Origin of the sequence: Pseudoflavonifractor sp. An184 (assembly GCF_002160305.1) — a bacterium.
Lineage (GTDB): Bacteria > Bacillota > Clostridia > Oscillospirales > Oscillospiraceae > Lawsonibacter > Lawsonibacter pullicola.
In genome coordinates, this window is the sequence record NZ_NFKI01000071.1 from 1 (window position 1) to 14,650 (window position 14,650).

At 61.5% G+C, this 14,650-nt stretch carries 15 protein-coding genes; 4 read left to right on the plus strand and 11 right to left on the minus strand.

The genetic code is table 11. The features are described from left to right. The first annotated feature begins 193 nt into the window (after nucleotides 1-193). The gene (locus B5F19_RS15070; protein WP_087291999.1) at nucleotides 194-1,285 is read left to right on the plus strand and encodes a DUF3048 domain-containing protein; all 1,092 of its coding nucleotides are present in this window, start codon (nucleotides 194-196) and stop codon (nucleotides 1,283-1,285) included. Nucleotides 1,286-1,504: 219 nt separating this feature from the next. Here B5F19_RS15070 and B5F19_RS15075 read toward each other — a convergent pair whose 3' ends face one another. After that, the gene (locus tag B5F19_RS15075) at nucleotides 1,505-2,272 is read right to left on the minus strand and encodes a hypothetical protein (protein ID WP_087292001.1); all 768 of its coding nucleotides are present in this window, start codon (nucleotides 2,270-2,272) and stop codon (nucleotides 1,505-1,507) included. Beyond that, a complete protein-coding gene (locus B5F19_RS15080) occupies nucleotides 2,269-2,733 on the minus strand; it encodes a hypothetical protein (RefSeq protein ID WP_087292005.1) in 465 nt (154 codons plus the stop codon). The genes B5F19_RS15075 and B5F19_RS15080 overlap by 4 nt, the downstream gene beginning before the upstream one ends. A gap of 314 nt (nucleotides 2,734-3,047) precedes the next feature. Between B5F19_RS15080 and B5F19_RS15085 the strand changes: the two genes are divergently transcribed. Further along, entirely contained in the window at nucleotides 3,048-3,758 is a 711-nt protein-coding gene (locus B5F19_RS15085) for a polysaccharide deacetylase family protein (protein WP_242972840.1), read from the plus strand. A 402-nt stretch (nucleotides 3,759-4,160) separates the two neighbouring features. Then, nucleotides 4,161-4,928: a polysaccharide deacetylase family protein gene (locus tag B5F19_RS15090; protein WP_087292011.1), complete on the plus strand. Its 768-nt coding sequence runs from the start codon at nucleotides 4,161-4,163 to the stop codon at nucleotides 4,926-4,928. A 377-nt stretch (nucleotides 4,929-5,305) separates the two neighbouring features. On the opposite strand, the gene B5F19_RS15095 is transcribed toward B5F19_RS15090, so the two are convergent. The 5 genes from B5F19_RS15095 to B5F19_RS15115 all read right to left on the minus strand — a co-directional run bounded on the left by B5F19_RS15095 (nucleotide 5,306) and on the right by B5F19_RS15115 (nucleotide 9,341). Further along, nucleotides 5,306-5,629 carry a hypothetical protein gene (locus B5F19_RS15095; protein ID WP_087292014.1) on the minus strand — a complete coding sequence of 108 codons (324 nt, stop codon included), beginning with the start codon at nucleotides 5,627-5,629 and terminating at the stop codon, nucleotides 5,306-5,308. A gap of 12 nt (nucleotides 5,630-5,641) precedes the next feature. Further along, nucleotides 5,642-6,526: a 3-hydroxy-5-phosphonooxypentane-2,4-dione thiolase gene (gene lsrF, locus B5F19_RS15100; RefSeq protein WP_087292017.1), complete on the minus strand. Its 885-nt coding sequence runs from the start codon at nucleotides 6,524-6,526 to the stop codon at nucleotides 5,642-5,644. 3 nt (nucleotides 6,527-6,529) lie between these two features. Then, on the minus strand, nucleotides 6,530-7,528 hold the full coding sequence (locus B5F19_RS15105; RefSeq protein ID WP_087292020.1) for a dihydroxyacetone kinase subunit DhaK: 999 nt from the start codon (nucleotides 7,526-7,528) through the stop codon (nucleotides 6,530-6,532). A gap of 26 nt (nucleotides 7,529-7,554) precedes the next feature. After that, nucleotides 7,555-8,178: a DAK2 domain-containing protein gene (locus tag B5F19_RS15110; RefSeq protein WP_087292023.1), complete on the minus strand. Its 624-nt coding sequence runs from the start codon at nucleotides 8,176-8,178 to the stop codon at nucleotides 7,555-7,557. 230 nt (nucleotides 8,179-8,408) lie between these two features. Further along, nucleotides 8,409-9,341 (minus strand): sugar-binding domain-containing protein, encoded by a 933-nt coding sequence (locus B5F19_RS15115; RefSeq protein WP_087292026.1) that lies wholly within the window; start codon nucleotides 9,339-9,341, stop codon nucleotides 8,409-8,411. Between the two features lie 258 nt (nucleotides 9,342-9,599). Here B5F19_RS15115 and htpG point away from each other — a divergent pair, with 258 nt between their 5' ends. Then, nucleotides 9,600-11,513 (plus strand): molecular chaperone HtpG, encoded by a 1,914-nt coding sequence (gene htpG, locus B5F19_RS15120; RefSeq protein ID WP_087292029.1) that lies wholly within the window; start codon nucleotides 9,600-9,602, stop codon nucleotides 11,511-11,513. Nucleotides 11,514-11,793: 280 nt separating this feature from the next. On the opposite strand, the gene B5F19_RS15125 is transcribed toward htpG, so the two are convergent. From B5F19_RS15125 to B5F19_RS15140, 4 genes are all read right to left on the minus strand, one after another. Continuing rightward, a complete protein-coding gene (locus B5F19_RS15125) occupies nucleotides 11,794-12,228 on the minus strand; it encodes an ACT domain-containing protein (protein ID WP_087292032.1) in 435 nt (144 codons plus the stop codon). A 15-nt stretch (nucleotides 12,229-12,243) separates the two neighbouring features. Continuing rightward, nucleotides 12,244-13,545 (minus strand): phenylacetate--CoA ligase, encoded by a 1,302-nt coding sequence (locus B5F19_RS15130; protein WP_087292035.1) that lies wholly within the window; start codon nucleotides 13,543-13,545, stop codon nucleotides 12,244-12,246. A gap of 351 nt (nucleotides 13,546-13,896) precedes the next feature. Further along, nucleotides 13,897-14,079 carry a hypothetical protein gene (locus tag B5F19_RS15135; protein ID WP_087292038.1) on the minus strand — a complete coding sequence of 61 codons (183 nt, stop codon included), beginning with the start codon at nucleotides 14,077-14,079 and terminating at the stop codon, nucleotides 13,897-13,899. 367 nt (nucleotides 14,080-14,446) lie between these two features. Next, the coding region (locus B5F19_RS15140) for a CrcB family protein (RefSeq protein WP_140394257.1) at nucleotides 14,447-14,650 on the minus strand (204 nt) is incomplete at its 5' end.

Sequence of the window (14,650 nt, forward strand, 5' to 3'; positions counted from 1 at the left end):
CTTCATTTACTGATAAGCTAAATCGTCGCCCCCGCAAATGCCTAGGCTGGAAATCTCCTCTTGAACTCTTTTTTCACAAACCGTTGCACTTCACTTGACAATCCGCCCGCGGGCAAAGTAACCCGCCGTCCGCAGACGGCGGAATTTCCCTTCGTTGGATGGAAGCACCCCAAACCAAAAGGGAGGAATCACAATGGCCATAAAACCCTGTCTCTCCGCTCTCCTGCTGACCGCCGCGCTGGCGGCTTCTCTCTGTGCCTGCGCCCCCAAGGAGGAGGCGCCCCAGGTCCCGGAGGAGCCCGCCGTCTCCGTCCTGGCCCCGGAGCCCGAGCCGGAACCGGAGCCTGAGCCTGAGCCCCCCTACATCAATCCCCTCACCGGGGAGGGCTGCTGGGAGGACATTGCTCAGGACCGGCCGGTGGCCGTGATGCTCAACAACCTGAAAAAGGCCCTGCCCCAGCTGGGGGTGTCCCAGGCGGACGTCATCTACGAGGCCCCCGCCGAGGGGGGCATCACCCGCATGCTGGCGGTGTTTCAGTCGGTGGACGGGGTGGGAGACATCGGCTCGGTGCGCTCCGCCCGGGACTACTATGTGTCTCTGGCCCTGGGCCACGACGCCCTGTTCCTCCACGCGGGCGGGAGTCCCAGCGCCTACCTGGCCATCAAAAACTGGGGGGCGGCCGCCTTTGACTGCGTCAACGGCCCCTACGAGGGCACCCTCTTCTGGCGGGACAAGGAGCGGCGGCGGAACATGGGGCTGGAACACAGCGTGCTCACCTCCGGGGAGACCATCTCGGAGCTGCTGCCCACCTACGGATACCGCATGGAGCATAAGGAGGGCTTCTCCTACCCCGTCCAGTTCCTGGACGAGGGGCAGACCGCCCAGGGGGACCCGGGGACCAAGGTGTCCGTCACCTTTTCTACTTACAAAACCGGGGTGTTCACCTACGACCCGGAGACCGGAATGTACGCCGTGGAGGAGTACGGAAACCCCTATGTGGACGGCAACACGGACGGGCAGGTCCAGGTGAAAAACGTCCTGGTCCTGCGCACCGACGTGTCCAACGTGCCCGGGGACGAGGCCGGGCGGCTGAAGGTGCGCACCACCGGCACGGGCAGCGGCCTGCTTTTCTGCGACGGCACGGTGCAGGAGATCACCTGGTCCAAGGCCCGGGACAGCGCCCCCATGACCTACCTCACCCCCGACGGCCAGCCCGCCCGGCTGGGGGTGGGCCCCTCCTATGTGAATATCGTCAGCAACTCCGCCCAGGTGACGGTAAATTAAGGGGAGATGGTTTTCACCATCTCCCCTCAGGCTGTCGAAAAAGTCCTCGCTGCGCTCGCTGAACGCCTTGCCATGCAAGGCATTCAGGGCATTTGATCCCACTCGAGGCGGGCTGCCGCCCCCTCGAGCTCCCCCGCCCCAACTTGGGCGGATTCACCTCTACAAAGGTTTTTTGACAAGCTGAGGGGAGATGGTTTTCACCATCTCCCCTTAATTTGTTTAATACTTATCCTCACAGATCACGCGAACAGAGCCGGTGTAAAAGCACCGCGCATCCTCCGCTTGAATGAGTCCGTTGCCGGTATAGTAGCCGCCGATGCCTTCCATATCCTGATAGATCAGAGACGGCGTTCCCACATGGTCGATATACTTTGCATGATCGGATGGCAGGATCGAATTCCACACCAGGCCCGCAAACGTAGCGCAGTTATTTCCCACTTCTATATAGCCGGACTGCATCTGCTTAATGCAGTCCGATATGGTATTTAATTCCGATGCAGTTAAATCCATAAAAAGGCTTCGGCCCGTCGCATACCATCCGAGTGCCTGACTCCGATGGGATTCGATATTATAAAATACGCCTTTGAAGCCGCCTGCATAATCTGTAAGATTTCCAAATTTCCCTACGCTGATCATTTGATTGGGTGCAACCGTGTGCCGGCCGACGGTGATGTCGGAGGAAGAGACATTGAGGAAGGTTAAAAAAGAATGCCCAAAGTCCATACTGAGCTGGGGCGAAAACGACACGATGCCAGGGTCAGAGTAAATGCGCATGACACAAACAATATCTGAATTGGTTGTCTTTTCCCCGTCAGTTGCCTGATTCGCAGAGGTTTCAGGCACAAGGCCGGCTTCTATTTCATAGGCAGAAAACACTTCGGGAGATACGCTCTGGGAAGGGACGGCAAAAATGGACGGCAGCGCTATGGTAAAACAAAATACGGCGGTAAAAAGGAGAAAAAGGATTTTCTTGGCCCGCTTGTTCATGTCTTGGTTCTCCTTTTCAACCGTTCCTTCCAAAGTGTTTCACCGAGGTGAAACGAGAAAAAGCAAATGAGAATGGGCAAAAATGAGGCGATTGGGTAGTACGGCCCTGCGAAATAATACAAATAAGTCAGCAGATAATGGAATGGGACTTCAATGCCGGATAATACGACCGCAGCGGGGATATTGGAAGAGAGCCAAAGTTTGTGAACAAAGCTAATAAAGGTAATACCAAACGGAATCAGGAAGAACCATGGCTTGATTGCACAGAGCGGACGGGTTTTCGAACACAAATATCCCATGCCAAAGAAATATGCTAAAAATACGAAAGAGATTAGGCATTGGACCAGTAGATAGACATAAATCCCGCGGGGATTGACCTGAAGCTGAAGCAAATATATCCCGACGCCCAAAAGCGGCGTCACTCCACCACTCAACAATAATGCTGAAATTTTACGGATCATGGTGTTTTGAACGCCTCCTTTAAGCTGTGCTGTTGTATTCTTAACAAAAATTTAGCGTGATGTCAACAGTGTTTTCTGGATAAGAGATTATTTGTAAGTTCACCCGCCCTTGATTTATCATCGCCGGTCGGAACTTGCCATTCTGCTTCCACGAGGGAAGGGCTTGCCTGCACAAGCCCTATTTTTAGCAGGGGAAGATGCCGGCCATTGACAAAAATTTCACCGCAACAAACGCCCGCTGCCGTCACATACTGACGAATGGAAACGAACGATGGGCGGGGGTGGAATGCGTGCGGGACAGCGGAGCGCCCTGGGTGAGCTGGGTCTTGTTGGTGGTGTGCTTTATGCTGGCGGTGCCGGCCTCTGTGCCGGAGACGGTCTCCCCCGCCTCCGCCCCCGCCCAGGTGGAGGTGGAGACGGATATGCCGGTGGTGGCCCTCACCTTTGACGACGGGCCGCGCGCCTCCACCACCGGGCGGCTGCTGGACGAGCTGGCCCTGCGGGAGGTGCCCGCCACCTTCTTCCTCCTGGGCCACCGCATCCCGGGCAACGAGGACCTGGTGCGGCGGATGGCGGCGGAGGGCCACCAGATCGGGGTGCACACCTACGACCACGTGGAGGTCACCGGCCTGTCAAGGGAGGACTTCGACCTGCAGGTGGGCAAGACCCGCAGCCTCCTTCTGGACATCCTGGGCGAGGGGGAGTTCTGGCTCCGTCCCCCCTACGGGATCACCGACGCGGCCGCCCGGCAGTGGGCGGACAGCCCCATCGTCCTGTGGTCGGTGGACCCGGAGGACTGGAAGGACCAGGACGTGGGGCGGATCGTGGCCGGGGTGGTGGAGCACGTCCAGGACGGGGACATTATCCTCATGCACGACCTGTACGGCAGCTCGGTGGACGCGGCGGTGCAGATCGTGGACGCCCTGCTGGGGAAGGGCTACTGCTTTGTCACCGTGGAGGACCTGCTGGCCCGGAACGGGATCGAGGCCCAGGACGGGGTGATCTACCGCTCAGGGCGGAAATAGAGGGGCCGTATCCCTTTGAATCGGAGTGAGACAGCGCCCGGAAGCGTGGCTTCCGGGCGCCCAGCTTGTCAAAAAACTTCTGTTGAGATGATTCCCCTCAAGTTGGGGCGGGGGAGCTCGAGGGGGCAGCCGCCCGCCTCGAATGGAATCAAATGCCTCGGAAGCCTTGCGGTGCAAGGCTTCCGGCAAGCGAAGCGCGGACTTTTGCGCCGAACAGCGGCGCAAAAGTAACGGTATTTTTGCAGGCTGTCGGAAAAGTTTCTGGACTTTTCCGACAGCCTGAGCGCCCGGAAGCCTGGCTTCCGGGCGCCGGTATTTCCCGGGCGCTGGAGGGGCATGCCCCGCCCGGCGGAGGCATATATTGGTGCTGGCCAATGTGTATTGTTTGGGAGGCGAACTACCATGAAAACATTTCTGATCCGCCGCAGGGCCCTGTCCCTGGCGGCCTGCGCCGCCGCTGTCTGCCTGATGTTTTATGTGATCAACTACCCCGCCGCCGTGGACGCCTCGGCTTCCCAGCGGCAGCTGCCCATCTACTGCGTCCAGCGGGACCAGAAGCTGGCCTCCGTCAGCTTCGACGCGGCCTGGGGCAACGAGGACACCCAGCAGCTCATCGACATCCTGGGCCGCTATCAGGTGAAGGCCACTTTCTTTGTGGTGGGGGACTGGGCGGACAAATACCCAGAGTCGGTGAAGGCCCTCCACGACGCGGGCCATGAGGTGATGAACCACTCCAACACCCACGCCCACTACCCCCAGCTGTCGGTGGAGGAGATCGTGGCCGACCTGAACGCCTGCAACGACAAGATCGAGGCCATCACCGGCGTGCGGCCCACTCTGGTCCGCCTCCCATACGGGGACTACGACGACAACGCCGTCCGGGCGGTGCGTTCCATCGGCATGGAGCCCATCCAGTGGGATGTGGACAGCCTGGACTGGAAGGAGATCCCGGCGGAGGAGATCGTGCAGCGGGTGACGGGCAAGGTGCAGCCCGGGTCTATTGTGCTCTTCCACAACGCGGCCCTTCACACGCCGGAGGCCCTGCCCTCCATTCTGGAGACGCTGATCCAGGAGGGCTATACCTTTGTGCCCATCTCCCAGCTGATTCTGGACGGGGAGTACAACACCGACTACACCATCGATCACACGGGCCGGCAGTGTCCGGCGTAGCGGAAAAAAGGCCCGCCTCCCACAGGGGAGACGGGCTTCTTTTCGCTTGTTGTCTATTGGTGTAAGTCACTTCTAAAAGCGCTGTCAATTGGTCCAGTAAGGTGTTGTCAACTTCGGTTGTCTTTTCCTCGCCATTGACCTCCAGACTCTTCAGGTCATTTCCTCTTATAGTGAAGTTATAAGGGAGGTCAACGCTGCCAGCGATGGACAGTTGGGGGAACCCACCGCTATCATAGTTTTCATCCCCTGTCCGCCGCCGGTGCAGACGGTGATGCCTCAGGGGTCCGGCACAGCTTCCCGGGCAGCAGGATGGTGCGCAGCTTCCCTTTCGGGGAGATCTCCGCCCGCCCCGCGTGGGCGGCCTGATGGCGGGAAATTTAAGCCTCCTGGTAGAGCTCCAGAATGGCCCCGTCCTTCCAGACGAAGGCCAGCCGGTCGCCCTTGTCGTTGGCGGCCATGGGGCCGCAGATGACCGAGTCGGCGTCGGCGATGTAGTGCTCCAGATCGTCCACCTTGTAGGCCACGTGGGGGTTGCGGTGGATCTCCTCCGGGAAGGGGGTGCCCTCCTCGAATTTCAGGTACTCGATCTTGTAGTCGTAGTCGTCCACATTGCTGACCCAGAACTTGGCCCCCTCGTTGTAGACCATGCCGGGCTTCTTGTTGGTGATGGGGATGCCGATGTGCATATAAGTGGCGGACATAGCGATTCCTCCTTATTTGGCGTTCTTGACTTCCTGGTAGACCTCGTAGGCCTGCTGGGCGGTGTAGCCCTCGTGGACCACCTTGCCGATGGCCTGGGCCATGCCGGCGGGGCAGTCGGACTGGAAGATGTTCCGGCCCATGTCCACGCCGTGGGCCCCCTGGTCGATGGCCTTGTAGGCCATCTCCAGCGCCTCCAGCTCGGGCAGCTTCTTGCCCCCGGCGATGACGATGGGCACCGGGCAGGCGGCGGCCACCCGCTCAAAGCCGTCGCAGAAGTAGCTCTTGACGATGTTGGCCCCGTTCTCCGCCAGCACCCGGGTGGCCAGCAGGAAGAACTTCTCCGTGCGCTCCATCTCCTTGCCCACGGCCACCACGCCCAGGGTGGGGATGCCGTACCGGGCGCCGGCGTCGGCGGTGCGGCACAGCAGCTCCAGAGAGCGGCTCTCGCCGGAGGCGCCGATAAAGGTCTGCACCGCCATGCAGTCGGCGTCCATGCGGATGGCGTTCTCAATATCGCAGGCGATGCCGCCGCCGTTGGACATGTCGTCATAGAGGACGGTGGAGTCGTAGGTGACCCGCACGCAGCGGGCCACCCGCTGGGCGGGAGAGATACAGGAGCGGATGACCCCCTTGGTCCCCATCAGCACGTCCACATAGGGGATGAGGGGCGGGATCACCAGGTCGATGCGCTCCAAACCGGCGGTGGGGCCCATGATGTAGCCGTGGTCAAAGGCCAGCATCACCGCGTTGCCCGACTTGGGGTTGAACATGCGGGCCAGGCGGCTCTTCATGCCGAAGTCGCAGTTGGCCGCACCCCGGACATAAAAGCCCTCCTGGGCCACGGGCACGTCCAGATGGTAGTCGTGGGCGGCCTTGTTTCCAATGTTGTCTGCCATGGCTTACTCCTTGCTGTACGCGGGGGTGTGGCAGGGGGTGTTCCAGAGACGGATGAACTCCTCGTCCCACTTGGCGATGTTCATCTGGAAGCCGCCGGCCTCCTGCACGGTGAGGATCTCGCCCACCATGCTGGCCACCACCTCAATGTCCCGGGCCTTCAGGAACTCCACCGTGTCCTTGAACAGCACCAGCATCTCCATGGTGGTGGTGGCGCCGCAGCCGTTGATCATCACAAAGGTCTTGTCCCCGGCCTTCAGGTCCAGTGCCTTGCACAGGGCCCCGGCCACGTGCTCCACGGTGTCCTTGGAGGACATCATGGGCACCCGGACGCCGCCGCCCTCGCCGTGCTGGCCGGCGCCGATCTCCATCAGGTCGGTCTCCCCCAGGTCGCCGAAGGACATGCCGTTCTGGGGGTGGGTGGCGTCGGTGGACTTGACGGTGAGGGAGGCCATGCTGTCCGCGTAGCGCTGGGCGATCTCCGCCACCTCATCCAGGGTCTTGCCCTCCCGGGCGGCCGCCGCGGCGATGTGGTACAGGGCCACCGCGCCGGCCAGGCCCCGCTTGTTGTCCTCGCCGTTGGGGTCGTACTGGATCTCCTCGCCGGTGACCACCTGGCGCACGTTGAGGCCCGCTTTCTTGGCCAGCTTCATGGCCTGCTTGCCCGCCAGCTGGTCGCCGGCGTAGTTCAGGGTGAGCAGCAGCACGCCGTGGCCCTTGTCCGCCAGCTTCATGGCGTCAAAGACCAGCTGTCCGTTGGGGGCGGCGAAGATGTCGCCCACCGCCTGGACGTCCAGCATGCCCTTGCCCACAAAGCCCGCCTGGGCGGGCTCGTGGCCGGAGCCGCCGTAGGTGACGATGGTCACCCGGTCCGCGCCGGCCAGGTCGCGGCTGACAACCAGATGGCCGTCCACGTCCAGGATGTCGGGGTAGGCCAGGCCCAGACCCACCAGCTCCTCGTCGGTGATGGTCTCAGGGGCGTTGATAAACTTCTTCATTTTCATATGCAGTACCTCTCATTCAAACAAAGTCAGTTGGATTCGGAGGAGTCCTGGGCCAGGCCCCGGAAGAAATAGGCCATGGACATGGCGCCGGCGTCCGGAGTCCCGATGGTCTGGGCGCCGTAGCTCTTGGCCCGGCCGAACTTGGACACAAAGTTTTTGGAGTTCTCCGCACCGGCCGCGGCGGCCTGGGCCGCGGCGGCAAACAGCCCGGCCTCGTCCGCTCCGGCATAGGCGGCGACGGCCTCGCTGGCGGGAATCAGGGCGTCCATCATGGTCTTGTCCCCCACCTTGGCGCCGGACATGTCGTTGAGCTCCTCCAGGGCCTGGGCAAATACGGCCTGGAGGCCCGGCACGTCGATCTCCTCCCCCTCGGGGGCGGCCTCCTGCATGCCGTCCAGCCAGGTGTTCCACAGCGGGACGGCGCTGCCCCCGTTCAGGGACATGACGGCGGTGGCCGCGTCGTCCAGCATGGCCTGAATCCCGCCGTCGGACTGGTCCACCGCGTCGGAGATGGCCTTGGCGATCTTGGTCATGGTCAGCCCGTGGTCGGCGTCGCCGAATTTGGAGTCGATCTCCGTCAGCTCCTGCTCGGCGGAGATCACCGACGCGCAGGCATGTTTCAGCCTGACGGCAAACTGTTCTTTTGTCATCTGCTGTCACCTCCTTTTCAGAGAGCAGTGGGCGCAGCGCCTCCGCCGGAGGCGGACGCCGCAGAGATGTTACATCTGTGCAAAATATACGCCGGCAAGTTACAAAAGTCAATTATATAAGGTGGAATTCCATGAAATAGACAGAAAAATCAAAGCTAATTTAGACAAAATATATAAAGCGCGGAGCGCCTTTTGAGAGGCGCTCCGCGCTTTGCGGTTACATATGTTACTTATGAGGGCAGCAGAGCACGGACCAGCTCCGCCCGGGCGGCGATGTGGGTAAAGATGCCGGAGTGGAGCGCCCCGCGCAGGGCTTTGGCGCTGGTGTTGGCTGAACAGACCCCGATGATCCTGGGACACCGCTTCAGAAGCTCAATGGGGATCTGGATGGCGAAATCCTGGTCGGACTGAATGACGGTGCCCGCCTCGTTGAAGTAGTAGATCAGCATCCGGCCGCAGGCCCGCTGGTCCTGGAGCAGGCTCCCATACCGGACCAGGGAGGCAAAATCCGGGCTGGAGGGGTAGTCTCCGATGTTCACCAGGGCCGTGTCGATCTGTTCCCACTGCTGGCAGATCTGGCGGTAGATCTCGGTGGAGCACAGCAGCTGCCGCTCCTCCAGACTCTCCGGCAGGGCGGGCAGGTAGAGGAAGTGGGGGACGGCGCCCAGCTGCTGGGCCATCAGGCGGACGTTTTCGTTGGACTGATAGTTGCGGGCGGGGATGCTGGCGTTGCCCACCAGGGGGCAGATGTCGGTGATGGCGCTGTGGGGCTGGGGGTGCTGCTCCAGCCAGGTCACCAGCTGGCCGATGAGGTAGCCCCAGCCCACCCCCAGGCGGCGGGCGCCGATCTCCCCCAGCAGGGACACCGCCCCCTGAGAGAGCCGCTGGTTGGTCTCGTCGCTGTCCGCCCCATCCTCCACCAGGACGCCCCCCTGGATCAGGCCGGCGCTCCGGAGCTGCTCCAGCAGGGCGTCCGACTGGCGCTCCGGGTCGTGGATCTTGATCTCCACCACGCCGAACTCCCGGGCCTCCGCCAGGAGACGGCTGACCATGGGGCGGGAGATCCCCAGTTCCCGGGCAATATCGCTCTGCTTCTGGTCCTCCAGGTAGTACCGGCGGGCCGCGTAGACAAGCCGCTTTTGCTTTTCCAAACTCAGTTTCACAGTGGGGCCCCTTTTCTCCGCGATGTTACATATGTTACTTATAGCATAAAGCGCCCGGGGATGCAAGGTTCCGGTTGGGAAAAAGAGGCGGCAGCCCCTGGAAGGCGGGGCGGCGGCAAGTGTAAACAAATTATGAACCCCCTTGCATTTTCGGAGGAGCGCGCTATAATAATGTTAGCACTCATAGAAAACGAGTGCTAACATTATTCTTCTTTTTGTTATCAAAAAACTTTCTTATACATGGAGGAATCGGAAATTATGGCAAAGAAACAGTTTAAGGCGGAATCCAAGCGCCTGTTGGACCTGATGATCAACTCAATCTACACCCACAAGGAGATCTTCCTGCGGGAGCTCATCTCCAACGCCAGCGACGCGGAGGACAAGCTGGCCTACAAGGCCCTCACCGACGACCAGGTGCCGGTGGACCGCAGCCAGCTGAAAATCACCATCGTCCCCGACAAGGAGAAGCGCACCCTCACCATCTCCGACAACGGCGTGGGCATGACCAAGGAGGAGCTGGAGAACAACCTGGGCACCATCGCCCACAGCGGCTCCCTCCAGTTCAAGCAGGAGATGGACCAGGAGCACAAGGGGGGGGACATCGACGTCATCGGCCAGTTCGGCGTGGGCTTCTACTCCGCCTTCATGGTGGCCGACGCGGTTACCGTCATCTCCAAGGCCTACGGCAGCGGCGAGGCCTATATGTGGCAGTCCGACGGGGCCGACGGGTACACCATCACCCCCTGTGAGAAGGACGCCCCCGGCAGCGACATCATCATGCACATCAAGCCCAACGCCGACGAGGAGAACTACGACCAGTATCTGGAGACCTACAAGCTCCAGGAGCTCATCAAGAAGTACTCCGACTACATCCGCTACCCCATCGTCATGGAGGTGGAGGACTACCGCCAGAAGCCCAAGCCCGAGGACGCCGGGGACGACTACAAGCCCGAGTGGGAGACGGTGAAGGTGTGGAAGACCATCAACTCCATGGTCCCCCTGTGGCAGCGCCCCAAGGCCAAGGTCACCGACGAGGAGTACAACAGCTTCTATAAGGAGAAGTTCATGGACTGGCAGGACCCCCTGGCCGTCATTCACACCAGCGCCGAGGGCGCGGTGACCTACAAGGCCCTGCTGTATATCCCCCAAAAAGCCCCCTACGACTTCTACACCCGGGAGTACCAGAAGGGCCTGCAGCTCTACTCCTCCGGCGTGATGATCATGGACAAGTGCGCCGACCTGCTGCCCGACTACTTCCGCTTCGTCAAGGGCGTGGTGGACTCCCCCGACTTCTCTCTGAACATCAGCCGTGAAATCCTCCAGCACGACCGGCAGCTGAAGGTGATCGCCAACGCCCTGGAGAAGAAGATCAAGGGCGAGATGGAGAAGATGCAGAAGGACGACCCGGAGAAGTACGAGAAATTCTGGGCCGCCTTCGGCAGCCAGATCAAGTACGGCGTGGTGGCCGACTATGGAGCCCACAAGGATAAGCTGAAAGATCTGCTGCTGTTCTGGTCCTCCAAGGAGGGCAAGAACACCACACTGGCCGCCTACAAGGACCGTATGAGCGAGGACCAGCCCTATTACTACTACGCCTGCGGCGAGAGCGTGGACAAGATCGCCAAGCTGCCCCAGGTGGAGCGCATTCTGGACAAGGGCTATGAGATCCTGTACTGCACCGAGGATGTGGACGATTTCGTCATGCAGGCTCTGGGGGAGATCGACGGCAAGAAGTTCATGTCCGCCACCGCCGAGGACGCTCTGCCCCAGACCGACGAGGAGAAGAAAGAGGCCGAGGAGAAGGCCGAGGCCGGCAAACCCGTGCTGGAGGCGGTGAAGAACGTGCTGGGCGGCCAGGTGAAGGAGGTCCGCATCTCCAAGATCCTGAAGTCGGGCGCCTGCTGCCTGTCCGCCGACGGCCCTGTCTCCCTGGAGATGGAGCGCTACATGCGCAAGCTGGAGGGCGGCGAGCACATGAAGGCTGAGCGGGTGCTGGAGCTCAACGCCGACTCCGCCCCCTACGCCGCCCTGAAAAAGGCGGTGGACGCCGGCGATCAGGCCACCGTGGAGAAGTATTCCAAGCTGCTCTACGGCCAGGCCCTCCTGCTGGCCGACCTGCCCCTGGAGGACCCCGCCGGATATGCGGAATTGGTGTGCTCTCTGATGGTGTAAAAATACAGGGCATCTTCGCATTGCCCATATTCTCGGCGGGGGCCTCCTCCGCCGCAGGTGCGGCGGCGCGCGGGCGGAATTTACTTCCGCCCCGCAAGAAATACCATGGGTCCCCACAAAAGCCTGCTTTTGTGGGCCCGACCCGTCCGAGTATGCCGAGCTGGTGTGCTCCCTGATGGTGTAAGGACCGCAGAGGCTCCCCCTCCCCCCTGCCCGATGATAAGCAAAAAAGGACGCTGGAGCGTACTCCAGCGTCCTTTTTATCGTTTTGTCTGTAAAATCAGAGCCGCTCCACCTGCTCCTGGTCCAGGACCTGGATGCCCCGGCTGGCCAGGGCGGTCTCGGCGGCCTTGTCGTCGGCCACCCGGAAGATCATATAGGCGTGGTCCACGTCCTTGCCCCCCAGGAAGGCGTACATGTACTCCACGTTCACCTTGGCGTCGGTGAGCACCTGAAGCACCCGGTTCAGGCCGCCGGGCACGTCGGGGATGGCCACCCCCACCACAGGGGTGAGGCTGTGGACGTAGCCCGCGTCCTTGAGCAGGGTGGTGGCCTTGTACAGGTCGTTGACGATGAGGCGGACGATGCCGAAGTCCTTGGTCTCGGCCAGGGAGAGGGCCCGCATGTCGATCTGCCCCTGGGCCAGCACGGCGGTGAGGGCGTACAGGGCCCCGGGCTTATTTTCCACAAAGACGGAGATCTGCTTGATGCTCATAGCGTTGTACCCTCCTTAAATTTTCCGCTTGTCGATGACGCGGACGGCCTTGCCCTCGCTGCGGACGATGGACTTGGGGGCCACCAGGGTGACCTTGGCGGCCAGGCCCAGCATGGACCGCAGGCCGTCCACCAGCTCCTTCTGCCGGCGCTCGATCTCGCCCATGTTGTCGGTGAACATCTCGGGGGTCATCTCCACCTGCACGTCCAGGGTGTCGGTGGAGCGCACCCGGTCCACGATGATCTGGTAGTTGGCCGGGTAGCCGTGGTTCAGGAGCACCGTCTCGATCTGGGACGGGAACACGTTCACGCCGCGGATGATAAGCATGTCGTCGGTGCGGCCGCGGGGCTTGGTCATCTTCACATGGGTGCGGCCGCAGGAGCACTTCTCATGGCTGAGCACGCAGATGTCCCGGGTGCGGTAGCGCAGCAGGGGGAAGGCCTCCTTGGTGATGGAGGTGAACACCAGCTCGCCCTGCTGGCCGTCGGGGAGGACCTCGCCGGTCTCCGGGTCGATGATCTCGGCGATGAAGTGGTCCTCGTTGATGTGCATGCCGGCCTGGGCGGAGCACTCAAAGGCCACGCCGGGGCCGGACAGCTCGGTGAGGCCGTAGATGTCATAGGCCTTGATGCCCAGGGTGTTCTGGATGTCCTGGCGCATCTCCTCGCTCCAGGCCTCCGCGCCGAAGATGCCCGCCTTCAGGGGGATCTGGTCGGGGGTGAGGCCCATCTCCTTCATGGTCTCGCCGATGTAGGCGGCGTAGGAGGGGGTGCAGCACAGGATGGTGGCGTTCAGGTCCCGGATGAACATGATCTGCCGCTCGGTGTTGCCCGAGGAGGTGGGGATGGTGAGGCAGCCCACCTTGTGGCTGCCGCCGTTGAGGCCGGGGCCGCCGGTGAACAGGCCGTAGCCGTAGGACACCTGGCACACGTCCTCGTCGGTGCCGCCGGCGGCCACGATGGCCCGGGCGCAGCAGTCCTCCCACAGGTCGATGTCGTGCTGGGTGTAGAAGGCCACCACCCGCTTGCCGGTGGTGCCGGAGGTGGACTGGATGCGCACGCAGTCCTTCAGGGGCTTGGCCACCAGGCCGTAGGGATAGGCCTCCCGCAGGTCGGCCTTTGTCACAAAGGGCAGCTTGTGCAGGTCTTCCGTCCCCTTGATGTCCTCGGGGGTCACGCCCTGGGCCTCCATTTTTTTGCGGTAGTAGGGCACATTGTCCCACACATGCTTGACCTGCTTGACCAGGCGCTCGTCCTGCCAAGCCTTGATCTGTTCCCGAGACGCGGTTTCGATCTCGGGCTGATAGTACCGTTCCATTGGGATCATCCCTTTCTTGATTTGATTTTTTGCAGGGGATTCCGCCCTGCGGGGCGGGTTCCTTTTCCGCGTGGAAAAGGAACCAAAAGACGCTAGGGGGCTGGCTCAGGATGAGCGCTGGCGCGCTCATATTCGCCGCCCCCTAGGACCCCATTTTACGAGAGCGCCAATTAGGCGGGCGGGTTCGTTATCGCAAAGGCGCGGGTGGACAGCTGATTGGTTTTTGTTCTATTATCGCTGCCGCTGAGTTTCCGGTGACCTTTGGGCGGTGCTCCTACTGGTTGGAAGCGCGCCTTTGTGTGGGTAGGGCTCAAGTACGGCTCATGTAACGGGAAGGTGAGGGCCTCCGCCTTATGAGCGCATTTTACGCAGCAATTCCAGTCCTGCGGCCAGAGCAAATGAGAACAGCGCCATACTCCCACCCACCAGCAGGAGAATGACATCATTCAGGGACAGTACGCTTGCAAATGCTACATACAAACCGAAAATACCCCATAAGCTGAGAAAAATTTCTATGATAAAAGCAAATTTCATGCTTCTCACTCCTGTATGATAGCATTTCCTGCCTGGACACGGGCGGGGGTAAGGCCTTCTCCTGCGGCGTACCCGCCGGCATCCGTGTAGGGGCCGACGACCCCGGCGGCCCGCGTTCCGGGCGACCGCAAGGGTCGCCCCTACGGCGGATTTCGGGGAATGGCGGGAGGGGCACACCCCAGGGTGGCTTCTCTTGCCCCTGCGGGGCAATTCACCTTCAGCCCCGCCCCTACGGCAGATATCGAAACGGTTTCGTTCTTTTCGTAGGGGCCGGTCCCAGACCGGCCCGTCCCCTCCAGTCTGCCGAATGGTTTGTAACACCCGTAGGGACGGCCCCATGTGGCCGCCCGCTGAGGCTGCGTATTGTTTAAATCCGACTCAGCCGCTCTCCCAGGGCCACGCCAAGAAGGCAGAGGACCACGCTGAGGACCATGTAGCTCCCGCCCAGCAGCCACTTCCCCTTCTCCAGCAGGGTCAGGCTCTCCAGGGAGAAGGTGGAGAAGGTGGTGAAGCCGCCGCACACGCCGGTTTTCCAAAAGAGGGTCCAGAGCGAGGACAGCCGCCCCCGGCC